The 21,540-nt window shown below is 60.1% G+C and carries 15 protein-coding genes and 2 pseudogenes; 6 read left to right on the plus strand and 11 right to left on the minus strand.

Annotation, left to right across the window (positions count from 1 at the left end; translation table 11 throughout):
• Positions 1-41: 41 nt before the first annotated feature.
• The 3 genes from FFS64_RS31855 to FFS64_RS26140 form a co-directional block, all read right to left on the minus strand.
• Positions 42-338, minus strand: a complete 297-nt coding sequence (locus FFS64_RS31855) for a hypothetical protein (protein ID WP_137807697.1) — start codon at positions 336-338, stop codon at positions 42-44.
• A gap of 167 nt (positions 339-505) precedes the next feature.
• Entirely contained in the window at positions 506-2,245 is a 1,740-nt protein-coding gene (locus FFS64_RS26135; RefSeq protein WP_137807698.1) for a dipeptidase, read from the minus strand.
• A 228-nt stretch (positions 2,246-2,473) separates the two neighbouring features.
• Positions 2,474-3,685: an MFS transporter gene (locus tag FFS64_RS26140; RefSeq protein WP_137807699.1), complete on the minus strand. Its 1,212-nt coding sequence runs from the start codon at positions 3,683-3,685 to the stop codon at positions 2,474-2,476.
• 115 nt (positions 3,686-3,800) lie between these two features.
• Between FFS64_RS26140 and FFS64_RS26145 the strand changes: the two genes are divergently transcribed.
• On the plus strand, positions 3,801-4,574 hold the full coding sequence (locus FFS64_RS26145; protein ID WP_137807700.1) for a helix-turn-helix domain-containing protein: 774 nt from the start codon (positions 3,801-3,803) through the stop codon (positions 4,572-4,574).
• Here FFS64_RS26145 and FFS64_RS26150 read toward each other — a convergent pair.
• The 5 genes from FFS64_RS26150 to FFS64_RS31865 form a co-directional block, all read right to left on the minus strand.
• Positions 4,567-5,343, minus strand: a complete 777-nt coding sequence (locus FFS64_RS26150) for a metallophosphoesterase (protein WP_137807701.1) — start codon at positions 5,341-5,343, stop codon at positions 4,567-4,569. The genes FFS64_RS26145 and FFS64_RS26150 overlap by 8 nt on opposite strands.
• Positions 5,344-5,377: 34 nt before the next feature.
• Positions 5,378-6,523 carry an FMN-dependent L-lactate dehydrogenase LldD gene (gene lldD / locus FFS64_RS26155; protein ID WP_137807702.1) on the minus strand — a complete coding sequence of 382 codons (1,146 nt, stop codon included), beginning with the start codon at positions 6,521-6,523 and terminating at the stop codon, positions 5,378-5,380.
• 422 nt (positions 6,524-6,945) lie between these two features.
• The gene (locus FFS64_RS26160; protein WP_137807703.1) at positions 6,946-9,822 is read right to left on the minus strand and encodes a C1 family peptidase; all 2,877 of its coding nucleotides are present in this window, start codon (positions 9,820-9,822) and stop codon (positions 6,946-6,948) included.
• A 344-nt stretch (positions 9,823-10,166) separates the two neighbouring features.
• Positions 10,167-10,400, minus strand: coding sequence for an SGNH hydrolase domain-containing protein (locus tag FFS64_RS31860; RefSeq protein ID WP_256660538.1), 234 nt, complete (start codon positions 10,398-10,400; stop codon positions 10,167-10,169).
• 146 nt (positions 10,401-10,546) lie between these two features.
• Positions 10,547-10,768 carry a hypothetical protein gene (locus FFS64_RS31865; protein WP_256660539.1) on the minus strand — a complete coding sequence of 74 codons (222 nt, stop codon included), beginning with the start codon at positions 10,766-10,768 and terminating at the stop codon, positions 10,547-10,549.
• Here FFS64_RS31865 and FFS64_RS26170 point away from each other — a divergent pair.
• The 3 genes and pseudogenes from FFS64_RS26170 (at position 10,768) to FFS64_RS26180 (ending at position 13,328) form a co-directional block, all read left to right on the plus strand.
• Positions 10,768-11,073: an ABC transporter permease subunit gene (locus FFS64_RS26170; RefSeq protein WP_256660540.1), complete on the plus strand. Its 306-nt coding sequence runs from the start codon at positions 10,768-10,770 to the stop codon at positions 11,071-11,073. The two genes, FFS64_RS31865 and FFS64_RS26170, sit on opposite strands and share 1 nt — an antisense overlap.
• Positions 11,074-11,171: 98 nt before the next feature.
• Positions 11,172-12,008, plus strand: a pseudogene (locus FFS64_RS26175) (glycine betaine ABC transporter substrate-binding protein).
• Positions 12,009-12,093: 85 nt separating this feature from the next.
• A pseudogene (locus tag FFS64_RS26180) lies at positions 12,094-13,328 on the plus strand (amidase family protein).
• A 121-nt stretch (positions 13,329-13,449) separates the two neighbouring features.
• On the opposite strand, the gene FFS64_RS26185 reads toward FFS64_RS26180, so the two are convergent.
• Entirely contained in the window at positions 13,450-14,334 is an 885-nt protein-coding gene (locus FFS64_RS26185; protein ID WP_137807704.1) for a LysR substrate-binding domain-containing protein, read from the minus strand.
• A 157-nt stretch (positions 14,335-14,491) separates the two neighbouring features.
• Here FFS64_RS26185 and FFS64_RS26190 point away from each other — a divergent pair, with 157 nt between their 5' ends.
• Positions 14,492-17,515 carry an FAD-binding and (Fe-S)-binding domain-containing protein gene (locus tag FFS64_RS26190; RefSeq protein WP_137807705.1) on the plus strand — a complete coding sequence of 1,008 codons (3,024 nt, stop codon included), beginning with the start codon at positions 14,492-14,494 and terminating at the stop codon, positions 17,513-17,515.
• A gap of 114 nt (positions 17,516-17,629) precedes the next feature.
• Here the strand turns inward: FFS64_RS26190 and FFS64_RS26195 are convergent, their stop codons facing one another.
• Entirely contained in the window at positions 17,630-18,238 is a 609-nt protein-coding gene (locus tag FFS64_RS26195) for a TonB-dependent siderophore receptor (protein WP_305955754.1), read from the minus strand.
• A gap of 206 nt (positions 18,239-18,444) precedes the next feature.
• Between FFS64_RS26195 and FFS64_RS26200 the strand changes: the two genes are divergently transcribed.
• Positions 18,445-20,304: an ABC transporter ATP-binding protein gene (locus tag FFS64_RS26200; protein ID WP_137807706.1), complete on the plus strand. Its 1,860-nt coding sequence runs from the start codon at positions 18,445-18,447 to the stop codon at positions 20,302-20,304.
• A 191-nt stretch (positions 20,305-20,495) separates the two neighbouring features.
• Here FFS64_RS26200 and FFS64_RS26205 read toward each other — a convergent pair whose 3' ends face one another.
• Complete coding sequence (locus FFS64_RS26205; protein ID WP_137807707.1) at positions 20,496-21,428, minus strand: universal stress protein; 933 nt, start codon at positions 21,426-21,428, stop codon at positions 20,496-20,498.
• Positions 21,429-21,540: the final 112 nt, after the last annotated feature.

The following is a 21,540-nucleotide window of genomic DNA, read 5'->3' on the forward strand; positions in this document are numbered from 1 at the left end:
CGCGTGGTTTCGCTGTAGGAATGAATTTCTCGACGTCACTGTCAGTTTCTGCACTCCGCCAACACCACTTGGCAGGTATCGGGCGTACCGCCGGATCGGCCGGCATAGCGTATGCAATTGTTCAGGGACTTTTGCCGGGCGATGCTCAAGGTGACGCCCCACGCGAGGCCACCTTCGCCAACCGTGGGCAGGGCTTTTGCGTAGCAGTTGGAGCCTATGCTCGGGCTTGCATATTGAGGGGGAGGCTTGTCTGCGCATCCCGCCATCAGCGCCAGGTTGATCGCGAGCAAGGAAGGCAGGGCCCATGACGAGCATTGACGCGCTGTTATTCCGGTCATCCCGTTTCCCTCGGAGCAAGAGGCTGGAGACGTGTTGCTGATCGTGTCCTTTTCAGATTAGTCGTTGTTGCGCCTGTCCTTGGGTCGGTTTGGCGGAATCAGGTCCGTACTTATACCGTGATAGGCACAAACCAGTGGACCCGCCAGAACGGCGGGTCCGAAGGGGATCAGAGTTTCGGCAACTGCCCGATGCGTCCCATCATCTCGGTCACGATCTGCAGGTCCAGCAGGAACTGCTCGGTGGTCTTGAACTCGTTGTCGTTGTGGCCGGTGTATTTGACGTCGGGCATGGCCAGGCCGAATTGCACGCCGTTGGGCAGTTCATGCACCGACGTGGCGCCGGCGGAGGTGCCGAACTTGTGTTCCATGCCGAGGTTTTCGCTGGCCACGGCGAGCAGGGCTTTGACCCATTCACCCTCGGGGTTGCGGTACATCGGTTCGGCGATCGAGTAGTCGAAGGTCGGCGCGATGTGAGTTTTCTTGCTCCAGGCGTCCAGCTTTGCGGCGATTTGCGATTTGAGCGTTTCCGGCGACTTGCCCTTCGGCACGCGCAGGTTGACCGCGAGTTTGAAGGCTTTGTCATCCATCCCGACATAAGTCAGGGAGGTGGTCAGCGGGCCCATGAACTCATCGGAAAAACCGACGCCCAGTTTGCCTCCCAGGTAATCCAGCCCCCAGTTGTCGGCGGCGTAGCGGGCGGCGTCAGTGATCGCGTTCTGCTTGAGTGCGACCTTGCCGTCGAGGCTATTGATGAAGTCCAGCATCCTGGCCACCGGGTTGACGCCGGACTCGGGCTCGGAGGAATGGGCGGAAACGCCGGTGACCGTCAGTTTGACGTCCTTGCCGTCGACCTTGGCGTCTACGGTGAAGTTGCCGCCATTGCGCTTGGCGTAATCGGCACCGGCCTTTTGCAGGCTGGCGGCCAGTTCGGCGGGCTTGTCAGTCACCAGGGTGACGACCGAAGTCGACGGAATCTGGTTGGTGGCCAGGCCGCCGGTCATCGAGATGAGTTCTGCGCCCTGGCCTTGCGCGGTACTCCGGGCAAAGCTGGCCATGACGGTGCCGTAGCCTTTCTCGGCGATCACCACCGGGTAGCCGCCGTCCAGCGCCAGGTTGTAGTTGGGGATCGGGTTGCGTTCGAAGTAGTACGGGATGGCATCGCCCGTGGTTTCCTCGGTGGTGTCGACCAGCAGCTTGAAGTTCCGGGCCAGCGGCAGCTTTTCTTCCTTAATGATCTTCATGGCGTAGAGCGAAACGACGATGCCGTTCTTGTCATCCTCGGTGCCCCGGCCATACAGGCGGTCGCCGACCAGGGTGACTTTGAATGGATCAAGTTTGGTGCCGTCCTGCAGCACCCAGTTCTCCGGCGTTACAGGCACCACATCGGCATGGGCGTGAATGCCGACCACTTCATCGCCAGCGCCTTCGAGGGAAATTTCATAGACGCGGTTGTCGATGTTGCGGAAGTTCAGGTTAAACGCCTGGGCAAGGCCCTTGATCTTGTCGGCGATCTTGATGAACTCGGGGTTTTCGTGTTGGGCAACGCCGTCCACGCGGAACGTCGGGATGGCCACCAGCTCGCGCAGGGTCTCGGTGGCGGCGCTGCCGTATTTCACTCGCGCATAAAGACCCAGCAGGCGATGGATTTCGTTTTGTTGCTCGGGGGAAAGCGTCTTGTTGTCGAGGAAGGCACTGATGGCCGGGCCGATGTCGCCGGTTTTGGCAACGTCGCTCTTGGCCAGGCTCTGCAGGAACTGCCTGAAATCCGTGACCGACGCATCGCTGAAGGTCTTGAGGATGATCGCGCTCTGCTGCGGGGTGATGTTGGCGTGCGCAGCGGTGGTGAACGACGACAGGCTGGCGAGCATCAGGGTGGCCGCAGCCAGGTGCTTGAGTGAAAAATCCATTGTTGGGGGCATTCCTTTGCAGGCGGTTTGTGAGAAATATCTGATCGTTTAATCAGAAACGTTTGCAAACTAGCAAACGAAGAGGGCATGCGGGAGCCCCTGAAGTGGGATTTGTCGCACAAAAATGCGAATGGGGCGCAGAAACGAAAAACCGGGCAGGGCGCCGGTCGTGCGGCTGTAGCCAATCCCCTTGTGGGAGCGAGCCTGCTCGCTCCCACAGTCATCTGCTCAACCCCCCTTGGTAGAAGGCAACAAAATCGTCAAAACCCCCAACAACGGCAGATATGAACAAAGCGCATACACATACTCAATGCCATGAATATCCGCCAAATGCCCCAGCAACGCAGCGCCAATACCGCCAAAGCCGAACATCAGCCCGAAGAAGACGCCGGCGATCATGCCGACGTTGCCCGGTACCAGTTCCTGGGCGAAGACCACGATGGCGGAGAACGCCGAGGCGAGGATGAAGCCGATGACCATGCTCAGCACACCGGTCCAGAACAGGTCGACGTAGGGCAGGGCCAGGGTGAAGGGGGCGGCGCCGAGAATGGAAAACCAGATCACCTTCTTGCGTCCGATCCTGTCGCCGATGGGGCCGCCGAAGAACGTACCCGCGGCGACAGAACCGAGAAACAGGAACAGGTACAGCTGAGAGCTGGCGACTGACAGGTCGAATTTTTCGATCAGGTAGAAGGTGAAGTAGCTGGTGAAGCTGGCCATGTAGAAGTACTTGGAGAACACCAGCAGCGCCAGCACCGCCAGGGCAAAGGTCACCCGTTGCTTCGAAAGGCCATGGGTGGCTTTGCTGCCTTGCTTGAGCTTGAACAGGTTCAGGTGACTGCGATACCAGCGACTGAGGCCAAACAGGATCAGGATGGCGAACACTGCGAAGAGGCCGAACCAGGCCACATTCCCCTGACCGTAAGGAATGATGATCGCTGCCGCCAGCAAGGGGCCGAAGGCGCTGCCGGCGTTGCCGCCGACCTGGAAGGTCGACTGTGCCAGGCCGAAGCGACCGCCCGAGGCCAGACGCGCCACCCGTGAGGTTTCCGGGTGAAAGGTCGAGGAACCAATGCCCACCAGCGCCGAGGCCACAAGAATCGCCGGGAAGCTGCCGACAAAGGCCAGCATCAGGATGCCGATCAGGGTGCAGACCATCCCGGCGGGCAGCAGCCAGGGTTTGGGGTGCCGGTCGGTGTGGTAACCGACCCAGGGTTGCAGCAGCGAAGCGGTGAGCTGGAAGGTCAATGTGATCAGGCCTACCTGGGTGAAGGTCAGGCCGTAGTTGGCCTTGAGCATCGGGTAGATCGAAGGCAACACGGCCTGAATCAGGTCATTGATCAGGTGCGCCAACGCGCAGGCACCGATCACGCGCATGACCAGGGGGCTGGTCTGGCTGGCCACCGAGGCGGTGGCGGAAGGGGTTGTCATTGAGGACATCGCACATCATCCAGGCTGGAAAAGAAGGGCATTGCGTAAACCTGGCGCTATGCTAGATTTCGCGAAATTGCCTGTCTCGCGCAATTCGGGCGGCTACTTTCGCAAAAGAGGCATCATGGTCAAATCGCTGGAAACATTTCTGGTCGAAATGGACGAAGTCGCCTGGGCGGTCTGCACCAGTGCGACGGACTACCCGGAAGACTGGATCATCGAACCTCACAGCCACGCCAAGCACCAGTTGATCTACGCCATCGAGGGCGTGATGGTCGTGCATTCGGGGCTGAGCCAATGGACGGTTCCACCGAGCCGAGGGATCTGGATGCCCAGCGGGCACGTGCACTCGATTCGCTGCGTCGGCGCGTTGAAGATGAGCAGTATCTTCGTGCGGCCGGATCAATTTCCCGAGCTGCCAGACGAAACCCGTGCCGTGAGCATTTCCGCGCTGCTGAGCGAGCTGATCAAGACCTCCGTGACCATCGCGGCACCTATGGACGAGGATTCGCGCGAAGCCAGGATCATGCGTTTGATCGTGGACGAACTCACCCTCCTGCCGACCTTGCCCCTGCACCTGCCGCAACCGGCGGATGAACGAATCCAGGCGATCTGTTCGGCCCTGCAACAGGACCCGGGGGATGGATCGACGCTGGCGGACTGGAGCGCTCGGCTGAACCTGGATGCGAAGACCATCCAGCGCCTGTTTCACAAGGACACCGGCATGACCTTCGGCCAGTGGCGTCAACAGGCGCGGTTGCTTCTGGCCTTGGAACGGATTGCGGTCGGCGAGAAGATCATCGACGTGGCGGGCGCCTTGGGCTACGACAGCCCCAGCGCGTTTACCACCATGTTCAAAAAGCAGTTCGGCACGACGCCGAGTCATTTTTTCAGGTGAGCGATGGACCCAGCTCAATCACCAATGCATCGTCGAATGCGGGATTCTCGTTTACACCATTTTTCGCATAGCCCCGGGGGTTGCACACCACGCGGGTATTGGCCACCCGATAGTCAAAACTGCCATGGGTATGCCCATGCAACCACAGCGCCGGCTGCCATTTTCTGATCCGTTCTTCGAGGTCCGAAACGAAACTCGGGTTGATCGGCGAACTGGCAAACATCGGGCTGATGCTCGACCGGGTCGGTGCGAAATGAGAGATCACCACTGTGGGCGTTGTACTGTCCCGGGCGAAGCAGTCGTCCAGCCAGGCGACGGTCTGCAGAAAAATCAGTTGGGAAACCGCCGGGGTGAACAGGTCCGGAAAGTCCGGCGAAACTTTGATATGGCTGAAGTCGCGAATGAGCTGCGTCGCCAGATCGATACTCTGGCTCCGAGCCTGCGCATCGTCGAATAGACGGTAGTCCGACCACAGTGTGCAGCCCAGGAAACGCACGCCGTCGTGGACATATTCCGAGCGCTCCAGAACCTGTATCCCTGTGCCTTGGGACAAGCTGTTCAGCTGTTCGTAGGTCGAGATCAGGTCACTGCCATAGAACTCATGATTGCCGGCCACGTACAGGATCGGAACCGGGCAGGTTCTGGCCCACTCAATAGCCCTGGCCGGTCGGGCAATGTCCCCGGCAAGCACGACGATATCGGCATCCACGTCGGGAAAGGGTATGGCGTTGACGGACAAGTGGATATCGGAGAGTAAGGCGATGCGCATGGATCAATTGCCTCTGTGGTGAATGTCGGTTTGCTCACGCCCGCAGGGATCGCACCAGAATCGACTCATCAATTTGCTCAATGGACGTCACCCCGGTCAGCGTCATCGCCACACGCATCTCCTTGGCAAAAATATCCAGCATGTTCTCCACCCCGCGTTGCCCGTCGGCAGCCAGCGCGTAGGCCATTGAACGTCCCAGCAAAACTCCTTTCGCCCCCAGGGCCAACATGCGCACCACATCCAGCCCCGAGCGGATGCCCGAGTCGACCAGCACGCTCAGATCGTTGCCTATCGCCTGCATGATCGGTGGCAAGGCGTTGGCGGTGGAGAGCACACCGTCGAGCTGTCGGCCGCCATGGTTCGAAACGACAATCCCGTCAGCACCGAAACTCACCGCATCGCGGGCATCCTGGGGATCGAGAATGCCCTTGATGATCATCGGGCCTTTCCAGAATTCACGAATCCATTCCAGATCGCTCCAGCTGATCGACGGGTCGAAATTGTTGGCCAGCCAGCCCATGTAGTCCTCAAGCGTGACGGCTTTGCCCAGGTATTTGGAGATATTGCCCAGGTCGTGTGGACGCCCCATCACGCCGACGTTGAAGGCCCAGTCGGGGCGGGTCATGGCCTGGAGCACGCGACGCGACGAGGCGAACGGACCCGACATGCCCGAGTGGGCATCCCTGTACCGGGCGCCGGGCGTGGGCATGTCGACCGTGAACACCAGGTTCTGCACCCCGGCGGCTTGCGCACGTTCCAGTGCGTTGCGCATGAAGCCGCGATCTTTCAACACGTACAGCTGAAACCAGATCGGTTGTTGCGTGTTCGCCGTGACTTCCTCGATCGAACACACCGACACGGTCGACAGGCACAACGGGATGCCTTTGTTTTGCGCCGCCTTGACCGCCTGCACCTCGCCACGGCGGGCGAACATGCCGGTCAGCCCTACCGGCGCCAGCACGATGGGCATCGCCAGTTTTTGGTTGAAGAGGGTGGTGTCCAGGCTCAGGCTTTCGACATTTTTCAGGATGCGCTGGCGCAGGCTGACGTCACTCAAGTCGGCGCTGTTGGCCCTCAACGTATGCTCTGCATAAGCGCCTCCGTCGATGTAGTCGAACAAAAAACGGGGGAGTTTGCGGCGTGCCGCTTCGCGGTAGTCCGATGCAGAAGAGATGATCATAGTGTGCAAGGCCTTGATCTGATGTGTGAGGGCTGAGCCGTCGAGTCCAAGCGTCAGGTTAGCGTATGCGAGCTGTGTTGCGCTCGTTTCAAACCCGCAATCGTTCTTGAGGCGGGCAAGGCGTTCCGAAGCCAGGGGCATCGGGCTTCTTCGCTACGCTGGGTCAGATCTCATTGCTTGCATGAGTGAGAGAGCCAAAGCTCAAGCGGAGGGGCAGTTGTTGCTGCTTGCGCTTGTATCGCGCGAATCATGATCTCCGATTAGGCTAACGGTTAAGCTGACGGGTAGACAAAAGCATGGTGCATGGTTGTCCGGTGAACGAAGTGAGCTTAGTTGCGATGCCAGGCCGAACTTCGCTACCGGACTCCACGGGTTCTACCCCCTTTCACTGACGATTTGCGTCTTGAGAACCAGGCTTTCCGTCAGAAGCCCCGCAGATCATCCACCGGCAACTTGAGTGCCAGCTTCGGCTCGGTTCCGGTGATGCGCTTGAGCGTCCGGCTCACCACATCCACGCTATTGTCGAAGCAGCCGTGGGTCGCCTTGATGGTGACATCGGGGCGGTTGTCGGGGCTGTCCGATCGGAAGCTGAACACCGTGCCTGCGTCGAGGATGTCGATTTGCTTGCGCTTGGCCAGGCCCGCCGACTGGACGGCCTGGCGCCATTTGCCCAGTGCTTCGCCGGTGCTGGAGGAACCGTCCCAGCCCTTGTATTCGGGGTCGAGCACGTTGGCCTGGCCAAGGATCGGTATGCGCAGGTCGCCTTCCAGCGCGTTGGACACCAGATAGAGCAGTGACTTGCCGTAGGGGCCGATGCTGTCGTCACGCTCATTGCGATCGGAAAGGATGTCCAGGTAAAGGTTCTGCATCAGCGTTTCATGGGGAGCGAAGTGGCGATTGGCAAACTGCACCGTGCAGGCTGGCGCGTAGAGGTGCAGCGAGCGGACGTTCGTTTCGAGGCCGCGTGCGGCCAACAGGTCGATGACATGGCCAAGGAAGATCGCGCCGGCCGAATGTCCCACCAGGTGGATTTCCAGGTCGTCGCCCCAGGTCCTGGCCAGGTTCTGCAGGGCCGTCACCAGTTTGTCGCCGCCACGGGTGGGCAGGTTGGCGAACTCGGCGTTTTCTTTCATCTCGCTCCAGATCGGACGGGCGAAGGGGCGGCCGATTCCCCGCTCGAGGAGGATGTCGGCGCCGTCCTGTAGCGCCTCGCGCAAACCGCCGGCACGGGGTGGTTCGCGTTGGAACATGTCGGTGATGATGTTCGTGATGGATTCGAGTACACCGGTCTTCCAGACGATGAACAGCGGATAGCAGTCGTTGCCCAGGAAGTAGCGTCCCATCGCCCTCGCGCGCTCGATGGCGGCGGCCTGGTCGTTCAGTCCGCCGTGGGTGTAGAGCACCAGGCGCTTGGTCTTGCCCGGCTGGGATCGGAACCACTGGTCCGGCAGCCCGCAGGCCTGGTGCAGCAGTGAACGGTTCAGTTCGTCCTGGGTGAGGTGGCGATCGATACGTCCGTTGTTGCCGAAGATCACGCTGTGCTCATAGGCCTTGGGTTCATCCCACCACCGGGAGCTGTCGACAGCGGCCGCAGCGATTGCCGTACCGCGGCCTGAGGCCAGCTGACCGAGCATCACCCCTGGTACGCCCAGGGCTGCAACCCAGGCGTCCATGGCATTGGCGAGCCAGTCGGCATAGCTCAGCAGGGCAAAACCGCCTCCGCCCCAGTCGGTACCCCAGGAGTTCTGCACGATGAAGCCGTTGGCATTGAAACCGACCAGAGCGAAGGCGTGGCCGCCGCTCTGCGACGGCCTGCCGTCGAACGGAATGGCCGGCAGGGCACCATGTCCGTTGAGCTTGCCCTTGGGTTTTGCCACGTTGTTCCAGCCGTCGTGAGTGAAAGCGGACACATAGATCGCACCGACCTGGCAGATGGCAGCCTGCAGATCGGTGATGGAGCCGATGTCGATCCGATAGTAGATGCCCAATGTGTTGTCGGTTGCACGGGTTGCATAACCGAACTTCGGCGGCAGGGTGTCCTGGTCATCGTAGGGCCAGTCGGACTCCGGGCACACGCCGTGGTGGTGCCAGCCCTTCAGGGCGCCACGGCAACTGGAACCTTCGTAGTTCTCGCCGTCGTACTCGTCGTAGCGTCGCGCGAAGTTGTAAAGCATCCGCGGGCTGACCGACTCCGGAAATTCACCGTTGCCGTTCTTGCACCAGCGCAGGTAGTTAATCACGCAAGCCAGCCCGAAACCGGTGCAGGCACCTTCCCGGCCCTGGTCGAGGATCAACCCCGATTGGGTATAGAGCGGCAGATATTCCTTGAACTTATCGTCACTGGGACAAGCATCGGGCAGGTTTGAAGGGGGTGGCATATAGGCGCGGTCACGCAGGTCCACCGGGTCCTTGCTGGCATTGAGCTGACGCGCGACTGGCATTGGCTTCGCTGCAGCCTTTTTCGCCGCCGCGCCCTTGACCTGACGGGCGCGAGTCGGCTGCGGTATCAGCGCTGCAAGTCTGAAGACATCGCTGAAGCGGTCCAGGCCGTGGGAGCCGCCGTTGACCTCCTTGCGAGCCGCGCGGTAGTTGTCACTGGCCAGGGCGGTACGAATTTTGGACGCCCGGTCGCCAAGGAATCGCGCCAGGAGGACGGCCGCCACTTCGGGAGCATTGGCAAGGTCCGGTTGCGCTTCGATATCCAGGCCAATCTTCTCTGAATAGACGTGATAGTTGTGGCGCCCGGTCAGTTGTACGAAGCCACGGCCGCGGAAGTTTGCGCCGTCACCGGGTACGGTGTTGCCCAGGTCCTTTCTGCCGTCGTAGGCGCTGAACGGCGCCATGCCCGGGCTGGTATTGAACTTCGAGGGAAACTCCGAAATGGGCACAAAGCCTTCGGTCTCGGCGCGAATGGTGCCCAACGCAGCCAGTATCATCGGACGGTCCGTCAGGTCGGCCGCTGCCAGGGCCGCAGCGACATAGGGAAGGTAGCGCTGAATGTTTGAAGCTTTGGTGGCGGGGAACAGGAGCTTTACCACATCCACGCTGAGCGCCATGGCCAGCGTCTTGAGTTCGCGCAGACCCAGCAGGCTTTGGCAGTAAGGACCGACCACTCCGTCCGCTACGATGCCGATGCCTGATTGCCAGTGACGGACCGCCGATTCCGTCAATGCGTCGAAATCACTTCCACTTGCAAGTCCGGGGAATCCTTGCTCGTCGTCGGCCAGTGCCTTGGCCAGTTTCTTGCGAAGTTCCGCTACGTCATCGCCACTCTGGTTCCGAGCCAGCAGCATGTTCATGACTCTACCTCCCGTTGTCCGTTTTCCTTATGCTGCATTGACTGCAGCCCTTGCCGGGCACCTGACGGGCAGATGTGGCCGCCCCTGGCCCAAAAGCGGAGCGGTTGAGATCAACGGCGCTGAGACGACGGGAACAACACCACGGAGCGACTTTTTGAGGTCTGGTGCAAAGCGTTTTTGGAGTATAGCCATGCTGAAGAGTACGTGATGACCCAGTCCTCGGAGGTCCACCAGGACACTGGGCGATCTATCCTCAACTCCCGGCAGCGGGCCATGCGGGATCAGTCACGGTGCGTGGTTGCTATCGGGTCCTGAGGATGTAAACGCGGCCCGTCGACGTTTTCCTATAGGTGAACGGAGGCATCAAGCTTCGTCACGGCATTACTTGGGTCAGCCACCGGGTCGTGCAGCAACGAATTGCCTCGGTCCAGTAACGTGCGACCGATAAAGCGCGATCCCACTTCATTCAGGTGCAAATCATCCAGGTACAGCAACTGACCCTTGATCATCGGGCTGCACACGCCTGCCGTACAAATCACTTGATTGGGGTCGATAAAGTGCACCTGGGGGAACTTCACCTTTTTGCACAATGCTTGGCCTAGGTCGCGGACATGTCGACGGTGTAGCCGATGATCGGCGGACACGAGTCCATGGTGTAGTCCACGATCGAGAGGTTATCCGGCTTGGCCAGCAGATCGACCATGCCGGTGAAGTGATTGGCAAACTAATCACCGATCATGATGCCGTCCAGTTGTTCCTTTTCAGCTCCCAGGCGACAGGTGTCATCGGGTTCTGTTTTGTACAGCGCATTGGTCACGTGGCAGCCCTTGCGGATCTCGCTCGGCTTCTGCAGGGACATGGCTTTCAGTCGTGAAACATCAAGGCTGAAACGTTGCGCAAAGCCGTTGAATTGCAGGCTCAGCACCGCCAGCGTGGCCAGGCCCAATGCCGGAAGGGCGAATCGACGGAAGCAGCGGCGCCGCCATCATCGGATTGTTTGTCGCGACCTTGTTGCCGGTGGCGGTCAACACCTATGAAGGCTTGCGCGCGGTGCCGGCGCATTTGATCGAAGCGGCCGAGGCCATGGGCATGACGCCACGGGAAACCCTGTGGATAGTCGAGATCCCGAATGCGATGAACGTGATTTTCGCCGGCATTCGCACGGCGCTCGCCATCGCCGTCTATCTGGCGTGCGGTCTGGTCCAGACCGTCTCGGTGTCGCGGGGCTTGAGGTTGGCCGGGCGCGAATGATTAGAAGACCCAGGATAAAAGCCAATAATACGAGGTGCATCATGATTCATCGCATGCTAACCAGTCTGATCTTAACGCTTGGCCTTGTTTCAGGTTCCATGGGGACTGCTTCTGCCAACAGCACCATTGTGGTCGGCGGCAAGAAGTTTACGGAGCAGCAACTGGTGGCGGAAATGACCACTCAATTACTACGCGCCAATGGATACAGCGTCGATAAACGTCCGGACCTGGGGTCGTCCGTATTGCGCGCGGCACAAGAGAACGGTCAGGTCGATGTGTATTGGGAGTGCACCGGGACCTCCCTGGTCATTTACAACAAGGTGACGGATAAACTTGATGCCGAGCAAACATACAAGAAGATCAGCGCCCTAGACGCAGAGAAAGGCATTACCTGATTGAACCCATCGAAAGCCAACAATACCTGCGCGTTTGCCATGCGCAAGGACGAGGCCGAGAAGGAGGGCATCGTTTCGATCAGCGACCTGGCGAAAAACGTCGGCGAAGGCAAAACCTATAAATTCGCTTCCAACGCTGAGTTCTTTTCACGCTCCGATGGCCTGCGTCCTCTCCAGGACATGTACCAGTTTGAGTTCGAGCGCAAAAACGTCGTACGCATGGACGGAGGCCTGACCTACCAGGCACTCAGGGATGGTCAGGTGAACGTGGCGTTGGTGCTGTCGACTGACGGGCGGATTCCGGCATTTGGCTTTGTCGTACTCAAGGACGATAAAGGGTTTTTCCCCAGCTACGCATTGACGCCGGTGATTCGTACCGAAGTCTTCAAAGAGAATCCGAAGATTGGTGAATTGCTCAACGCGCTCTCTTCCAAACTGGACGACGACTCGATTGCCGGACTGAACTCCCGGGTCGATGTCGGTCGTGAGTCAATCGAGAGTGTGTCCAGGGAATTCCTGGAGAAAAACAAGTTGATCTAGTGATTGCGTCGTTGCGTTGAGGCCACTCGGTTTCATCTTGATTGTTCAGGCCAGCTGAATACCGCTGGCCGGCATTCCGTTCGTGGTGAAGGACAACTTTGACACCTCCGGCTTGGTCACCTCCGGTGGGGCCTACGTATTGCGTTCATCGGTGCCGAGCCAGGATGCCTTCACCGTCAAGAAGCTGATCGATGGACAGGCGATTCTGCTCGGCAAAGCCAACCTGTCGGAACTGGCCGCGTCTTTCGGCTGGTTCGGCTACAGCTCGTTTGGCGGCCAGACGCTCAATCCAAGAAATACCCGGCGCGATGCTTCTGGCTCCAGCAGCGGCTCTGCCGCTTCGGTAGCAGCGGCGTTCGCACCCTTTGCGCTGGGGTCGGATACCAGCGGATCGATCCGCGCGCCTGCCAGCGTCACCGGTACGGTGGGCTTTCGACCTTCGCTGGGGCTGATCAGTCGCAGCGGCATTATTCCGCTCTCGCTGACGTTCGATACCGGTGGCGTCATTACCAACAGCGTGCTGGATCAGGCCATCGTGCTGGATGCGATCAAGGGACAGGACAAAAGCCACCCGGCGACCCTCGACCTTGCCGCCGAGACCATACAGTTTGAGCCAGCCCTGAGCCGTTCCTCGCTTCAAGGCAAGACCATAGGGGTGATCACCAACTTCAAAGGCGCCAACCTGGAGGTGGACGCGGTTTTAAGAGCGCACAGGAAACCCTTGGCAAGCGTGGGTCGCATGTCGTCTCCATCGAGCTGCCTAAGGCATTTGAAACCCTTTGGAGCGATGTGCTTGGCCTGGTGGGAGAGAGCGAATTTAAACCCCAATTCGAACGATACCTGGCCACCCTCAACCCGGGTCAACCGCGAACGCTTGCCCGGTTCCTTGATCTGGCGAAAAAGAATCAGGCTGACAACGCAGCGCATGGCATGAACCCGGCGCGCCTGGCCGGACTGGAAGCGGTATCGAACACCACCAGCATCGATTCGCCGCAGTACATCTCCATCCTCTCCAGAAAGATCCCGCAGTTGCGCGCGCAACTGATGGACATCATGAAGAAGAACCAAGTGGACAGTCTGTTCTTTGCGACAATCAATTGCCCGGCCTCGGTAGTTCGCGGCGTGACCGATGACAGTTACCTGTGCAACGCCGGTGATACCTACGCCTCGTCGTACATTGCCTCCGCCACCGGGTTTCCCGAGATCACGGTCCCGGCAGGCACCATCAAGGGCAATCTGCCGGTGGGTGTTTCGTTCCTGGGCGGCTACGGCGAGGACGCCAAGGTTGTGGGTTTTGGCTACGCGTTCCTGGGGCGGTAATTGCGCAGATTGGTCGTCTATGAAAACGCGTGTCTGCGTCGCCCATACGTTCTTCGCGAGCAGGCTCGCTCCCACAGATTCAGCGCAGGGCCCTGTAGGAGCCTCAGATCAGCGGCATCGGTCAGATCTGTTCCAGCAACCAGGCACGGAACGCGATGAGCGATGGCAGCCTTTCGTTACGTGGCGGATACGTCAGGTAGTAACTGCGCTGACTGGCGAAGGGCTGGCCGAGGCTGATCAGCTCTGCGTTGGCCAGTTCATCGGCCACCAGGATACGCGGTACCAGGCCGATGCCGATGCCGGCCCTCACGGCCTGGATCAAGTGCGAGGTGAGTTCGAAACTCGGCCCCAGCCGCATCATCCGATGGGGCAGGCCGTGGTGGCTGAACCACTCGCCCCAGACGTTGGCGTTATTCGCGACGTTGAGCAGCGTCTGTGTGCCTATGCGCTCCGGTGTCCAGGTGTCATGGGCCGCCGCCGCTTGTGCAGACATGATCACCATCAATTCTTCGGTGTGCAGGCGATGGCTGATCAGGCCCGGCATGTCGGCGTTGCCGACGACGATCGCGGCATCGATGCCGCTGGTCTCGAAGTCGATGGTGTCGATCCGGGAATTGATGTGCACCAGCATGCCGGGATGGGTTTTGTAGAAGTCGTGAAGGCGTGGCAATAACCACTTCGAGCCGAACGTTGGCAAGGTGGCCAGGCGCAAGGTTCCGCTGCCCGACTGATAAGCCATGGCTTGTAACGTGGCACTGCGGATGCGTCCGAGCGCTTCGCTCAATTCCCGCTGATAAAGGCGGCCGACATCGGTCAACTGCACCTGCCGGCCTTCCCGGCGAAACAGCGTCAGGCCCAGTTGCTGCTCCAGCGCCTGGACCTGTCGGCTGACCGCGCTTTGGGTCAGGGACAGTTCCACCGCGGCGCGTGTGTAGCTTTCATGGCGAGCGGCGGCTTCAAATGCCAGCAGCAACGACATGGAAGGGGTGAGGTGGCGGTAATTCATTCGTAAAAGTCATCGATAGCGGCAGGATTATCCGTTTGTCCGGCACCAGAACCTGCAGGATCATTGGCGCGCTGACAACCTGAGGCTGACCGATTAATGCCCGGGCGACAAGTGTTTTGATTTTTCCGTGATTCGACCGACAAGAGACCATCCTGCGATGATCGCCCAGCTGCCTACCGTTGCACCCGCGGCACAGTACCCGGAATTTCTTCAAGCCCTGCGGGCCAGCGGCTTTCGCGGTCAGCTCAGCACTGACTACGCCACCCGGACCGTGCTGGCGACCGACAACTCGATTTACCAGCGCCTGCCGCAAGCAGCGGTATTCCCCCAAGACGCAGACGACATAGTGCGCATCGCCACCTTGATGGCCGAGCAGCGCTTTCGCCAGATCAAGCTGACCCCGCGGGGCGGCGGCACCGGTACCAATGGCCAGTCATTGACCGACGGCATCGTGGTCGACTTGTCGCGACACATGAACACCATCCTCGAAATCAACGTCGCCGAGCGTTGGGTGCGGGTGCAGGCGGGCGTGGTCAAGGATCAGCTCAATGCCGCGCTCAAGCCCCATGGGCTGTTCTTCGCCCCGGAGCTGTCGACCTCCAACCGGGCCACCGTTGGCGGCATGATCAACACGGACGCCAGCGGGCAGGGCAGTTGTACCTATGGCAAGACCCGCGATCATGTGCTGGAACTGCATAGCGTATTGCTCGGTGGCGAGCGCCTGCACAGCCAGCCGCTGACCGACGCGCAGCTTGATGCGGCCTGCGCGCAACCCGGTCGCACCGGCGAGGTGTACCGTACCGCGCGGCAGATCCAGGAAACCCAGGCCGAGCTGATCGAGGCAGTGTTCCCCAAGCTCAACCGCTGCCTGACCGGTTACGACCTGGCCCACCTGCGCGATGAGCAGGGGCGTTTCAACCTCAATAGCGTGTTGTGCGGTGCGGAGGGTTCGCTGGGCTACATCGTCGAGGCCAAGCTCAACGTACTGCCGATCCCCAAGTATTCGGTGTTGGTGAACGTGCGTTACAGCAGCTTCATGGACGCGCTGCGCGATGCCAACGCGTTGCTGGCGCACAAGCCCCTGTCCATCGAAACCGTGGACTCCAAAGTGCTGATGCTGGCGATGAAAGACATCGTCTGGCACAGCGTCGCCGAGTATTTTCCCGCTGATGCCGAGCGCCCGACACTGGGCATCAATCTGGTGGAATTCAGCGGGGAAGACGCCGCGCAAGTCAACGCTCGCGTGGCGGCGTTCGTGGTGCATCTGCAGGCTGACACGAGCATCGAGCGACTGGGGCACACGCTGGCCGAAGGGGCCGAAGCGGTGACACGCGTCTACGCCATGCGTAAACGGTCAGTCGGGCTGCTGGGCAACGTCGAAGGCGAAATTCGCCCGCAGCCTTTCGTTGAGGACACCGCGGTGCCGCCGGAGCGGTTGGCCGACTACATCACTGAGTTCCGCGCACTGCTGGACAGCCACGGCCTGGCCTACGGCATGTTCGGTCATGTCGATGCCGGTGTGTTGCACGTGCGCCCGGCGCTGGACATGAAAGACCCGGCTCAGGCCGCGTTGGTCAAGCCGATTTCCGATGCCGTGGCCGAACTGACACGGCGCTATGGCGGCTTGCTGTGGGGCGAACACGGCAAGGGTTTGCGGTCCGAATATGTCCCGGAATTTTTCGGTGAACTGTACCCGGCGCTGCAATCGCTCAAGGGCGCGTTCGATCCCCACAATCAGCTCAACCCCGGCAAGATCTGCGCCCCGCCGGATGCCGCCCAAGGCTTGCTCAAGGTCAACGAAGTGACGCTGCGCGGCGATCTTGATCGGCAAATCGATGAGCGCGTCTGGCAAAACTTCGGCAGCGCCGTGCACTGCAACGGTAACGGCGCTTGCTACAACTACGATCCCGACGATGCGATGTGCCCGTCGTGGAAAGCCACCCGTGAACGCCAGCATTCGCCGAAGGGCAGGGCATCCTTGATTCGCGAGTGGTTGCGTCTGCAAGGTGCTGCCAATATTGATGTGCTGGAAGCGGTCGCAGGCCAATGGTCGTGGCTGCGCGGGTTGCCGAAGCGATTGCGCAACAATTTTGCGCGTTCACGCGGCGAGGAGGATTTTTCCCATGAAGTCTACGACGCGATGGCGGGTTGCCTGGCGTGTAAATCCTGTGCGGGACAGTGTCCGGTCAAGGTCAACGTGCCGGAATTCCGTTCGCGTTTTCTGCAGTTGTATCACGGTCGCTACCAGCGCCCGGTTCGCGACTACCTGATCGGCTCGCTGGAGTTCACCCTGCCGTACGTGGCGTACGCACCGAGACTGTACAACGCAGTGATGGGCTCGAAATGGATAAGTCGCGTGCTCGAACGCCATGTCGGCATGCTCGACAGCCCACTGATCAGCCGCTACAACCTGCAAGCCACGTTGGCCGGATGCAAGGTGGGCGTCGCCAGTGTCGCGGCGCTGCGTGAGTTGACCCCGCAACAACGTTCACGCAGCGTGGTGCTGGTGCAGGACGCGTTCACCCGCTACTTCGAGACCCCCTTACTGGCGTCCTTCATCCAGTTGGCGCACAGGTTGGGCTACCGCGTATTCCTGGCGCCTTTCAGTGTCAATGGCAAACCCTTGCATGTACATGGCTTCCTCGGTGCATTCGCCAAGGCAGCGATTCGCAACGCCCATCAGCTCAACGCCCTCGCAGACTGTGGCGTGCCGCTGGTGGGTCTGGACCCGGCCATGACGCTGGTCTACCGCCAGGAATACCTGAAAGTACCGGGGCTCAATGATTGCCCGAAGGTCTTGCTGCCGCAGGAGTGGCTGTTTGATGCGCTGCCGGAAAAGCCGCAGCCTGTTGCGCAGACGTTTCGTTTGCTGGCGCACTGCACCGAAAAGACCAATGTCCCGGCCAGTACTTCACAGTGGGAAAAACTGTTTTCCCGGTTTGGGCTCAAGCTGGTGATTGAGGCGACCGGCTGCTGTGGCATGTCGGGTACCTACGGCCACGAAGCACGCAATCAGGACACCTCACGAATCATCTTCGAGCAGTCATGGGCCGGTAAGCTGGATAAGCAGGGTGAGGCGCTGGCGACAGGGTACTCTTGCCGCAGCCAGGTCAAGCGCATGGCCGACAAGCAGCTGCGTCACCCACTGGAAGTGCTGCTGGAGCATGCGCTTGCGGTTTAGCGGGTGGATTCTGAGAAAGGTTGTGAAGCCCCTTTCGGATTGCCGATCATCAAAAACTACAACACCGGCGCGAGGCCGGTGTCGTGGTCATTCAGAGAGTAGCGAGACGGTATCTCAGAAGCGGTACTTCGCGGACGCGGTAATGCTGCGGGGGGCGCCGTATGTCAGTGCCCCGTAGGCATCGAAGATGTCGAAGTACTTCTCGTCAGTGACGTTGTTGGCATTCACTTGCGCCGAGAGGTTATCGGTAATCTCGTAGCGCGCCATCAGGTTGACCAGCGCGTAGGCGTCCTGCTGAATCTTCTCGGAGTTGCCTGCCGGGTTGGTGGCGTAGGTGTAGATCGAATCCTGCCAGTTGACGCCGCCGCCAATGGTCAGCTTGTTGAACATGCCGGGCAGGCGATAGGTGGTGAATGTACGCAGCAACTTGGTTGGATACAGCGTGTTCACATCGTCGCCGTTGGCATCTTCGGCGGTGAACTGGGTGTAACCCACCGATGCATTCCAGTCAGTCGCCAGTTCGCCGGAGACTTCCAGCTCGAAGCCCTTGCTGGTCGCGCCTTCGCTGGCCTCGTAGGCGTAGCCGCCGACAGGGTTCGAAGGATCGATCAGCACGCCGGTACTCTGGCCCAGGTTATCCTGTTTGATCTGGAAGATGGCCGCGGAGGCGTTCAAGCGGCCCCCGAAGTACTCACCTTTCAGGCCGATTTCACTGCTGTTAATTAATCTGTAATGGGTTTATACGCATTTGAGAGTATTTATCAATGGCGGTGGCGTTCGGACATATTTCCTTGCCTGACCTTTTCGACAATGGCCTTGCATAAACGCCTCTCCCTGACCCAGCTGGTCACATTGCGAGGGACGGTCGTCCCCTCAAAGCAACCGTTCAATGGCAGAATCTCCTCAACTTGATCGTTTTGGAGAACACCATGCTTCGTGCGTTTGAACGAAGGCTCGACCCCTTTCCTCCTGACGAGGTGCCACCGCCCCCCGACGGCCTGGCTCGCTTCCTGTGGGCCTGCACGCGGGGCGCCCGCGGTTACATCCTTGCGTTTGCGCTGCTCAGTGCCGGTGTATCGATTTACGAAGCCTGGCTGTTTTCCTTCCTCGGGCAGGTCGTGGACCTGCTCTCGACCTGGCAGGCAGGCGGTGACGCGGCCGCGCAGGAAAGTCGCGTGTTGTGGGGCATGGGCATCGTCATGGTGACCAGTGTCGGTCTGGTGGCGTTGCGCACCATGGTGCAGCACCAGATATTGGCGATTAACTTGCCGTTGCGGCTGCGCTGGGACTTCCATCGCCTGATGCTGCGGCAAAGCCTTTCGTTTTTTTCCGATGAGTTTTCCGGCCGGGTCACGACCAAGGTGATGCAGACGGCGCTGGCGGTGCGCGACCTGCTGTTCACCCTGATCGAGATCGCACCCGGGATCGGAGTGTATTTCATTGCGATCATCGCGCTGGCCGGCGGCTTCGCTTTGAAACTGATGCTGCCTTTCGTTGCCTGGGTCGTGTTGTTCGGGCTGGCCATGTGGTACTTCGTGCCCCGCCTGGGGAAAGTCGGGCAGGAACAGGCCAATGCGCGGTCGATGATGACCGGGCGTATCTCGGACGCCTACACCAACATCACGACGGTGAAGCTGTTCTCCCACTCCAATCGTGAAGCGCACTTCGCGCGTGCGGCGATGGAGGATTTCAAGCAAACCGGCTTTCGTCAGATGCGCCTGGTCAGCCAGTTCGAGATCGTCAACCAGGCGTTGGTGGTGGCGTTGATCATGGCAGCCGGTGGCTATGCTCTGTGGCTATGGCACCAGGGAGAGGTCGGCGCAGGTGCCGTGGCGGCAATCACCGCCATGGCGTTGCGCATCAATGGCATGTCGCACTGGATCATGTGGCAAATGACCTCGCTGTTCGAGAGCATCGGCACCGTGCAGGACGGCATGGAGACCCTTACCCGCGGGCCAAAGGTGAAGGATGCGCCGGACGCGGGCGTGCTGGTGACCTCCGGTGGCGCGGTCACCTTCGATAACGTGAGCTTCAATTACAACGGCGAACGCCAGGTGCTCGATGGCCTGAGCCTGAGCATCCGTCCGGGCGAAAAAATCGGCCTGGTGGGCCGCTCTGGCGCCGGCAAGTCCACGTTGATCAACTTGCTGCTGCGCTTTTATGACGTCGACAGCGGGGAGATTCGCATCGACGGCCAAAACATCGCACACGTGACGCAAGACAGCCTGCGCGGCGCCATCGGCATGGTCACCCAGGATACCTCCCTGCTGCACCGTTCCATTCGCGACAACATCGCCTACGGCCGTCCCGATGCGACCGAAGCGCAAATCCGCAACGCCGCGGCCAATGCCCAGGCCGATGAGTTCATCAGCCAACTGAGCGACCGGCAAGGCCATACCGGCTACGACACCCTTGTGGGTGAGCGGGGCATCAAGCTGTCAGGCGGCCAGCGCCAACGCGTCGCGATTGCCCGGGTGATGCTCAAGAACGCCCCGATCCTGCTGCTTGACGAGGCCACCAGCGCGCTGGACTCCGAAGTCGAAGTGGCCATTCAGGAAAGCCTCGATGAAATGATGCAGGGCAAGACCGTGATCGCCATCGCCCATCGGCTGTCCACGATTGCGGCCATGGACCGGCTCATCGTCATGGATGACGGGCGCATCATCGAACAGGGTACCCACGCCGAATTGCTCGGGAAGAACGGCGTCTACGCGCGGCTGTGGCAGCATCAAAGCGGCGGGTTCCTGGGTGAGGATAAGGGCGTGGTCGAGGCGATGGATCAGGTGTGAGCGTGATGGATGTGCAGCAGGGGGCGGGAAGGAAGGGGCACGGCGATTAGCACTCGGCAAGGGCTGCTCTCGGCCCCAAGCCGACGATAGTGGCACGTGGCAATTCATCCAGCAGGCATGGCTGGCCTGATGTGCCATGCCATGCCATGCCATGCCATGGCAGGTGGTTGGCCGGTGCAGCGGTCTCGCTCTTAAGTATGTGATCGACGGTTATTGTGGCTATACGGCCAAGAGGATGTCTCAGTATCTGCCGATGTACCGTGTGATGGGGCGGCCAGTTCTTCCAGGTGGTTAATGATGTCGTCCGGTTTGAGTACCAGGACGTCGCTGTCCAGGGTGTCCAGAATCATCTCGGCGGTGTTGCCGATCAATGCGCCGGACAGTCCGGTGCGGGCCACGCTACCGATCACCGTGAGTACGGCTGTGAGCTTGTGCGCTATATACGGGATCAGCACATCGGCAGGACCTTCTTCGATATGCAGGCATTCGTCGCTGACATCGAATTCGGCCTGGAATGTCTTGCACAGTTCGCGATAGAGAGCCTGAATGCTTTCTTTGAGTTGGAATACGGAGTCGGTCGCCGACAGCATGGGGTAGGGGTGGGCGCTCAACATGTGCAGAGTGCCGCCGGCCAGTGCGGCGATGTCATAGCCGTGGCTGACAATGCCGGAATGCAGGACGCGATGTTCCATATCACTGCTGCCAGCATCTATTGCCGCGAGAATGGTGCCACCGGTCCACGGTCTGGCGGTTTTTACTATAAGCACCGGGCTGGGGCAGTATCGCAGTAGTTTCCAGTCCTCGGGGGTGAGCAGGGCCTTCATCAGGGGGGTGTCGGGCAGGTGCTGCTTGATCACCAGGCCACAGCCCTCCGTTTGTTGGGTGGCGATGATAGTCTTGTGTGAACTCCCATTCCAGGCCTGCTGGGTGCTGACGCTATAACCCTCCTGTACCAAGGCGCCTTGCATGTCGTTCAAGCAGGAGGAATGCTGGTGCCCCTTGTCGTAGGCCAGCAGGTGCAGGTGTGACTGGGTAGCGCCGGCAATCATTTTGGCTCTATTCAGGATCAGGTCATTGGACTGCTGCGGATCCACCACCACCAAGGTGTTGCGAATGGTGTGCATGAGTGTCTTCCTGTGCATGAGTACAGTTTTTATGTGGTTTTATGTGGGGCGGCGGCACGGGCGTTCTCGGCCTATGCCCTTTCGGGGGTGTACGCGTTGGGCCACCCCTTGT

Origin of the sequence: Pseudomonas sp. G(2018) (assembly GCF_005502415.1) — a bacterium.
Classification (GTDB): Bacteria; Pseudomonadota; Gammaproteobacteria; order Pseudomonadales; family Pseudomonadaceae; genus Aquipseudomonas.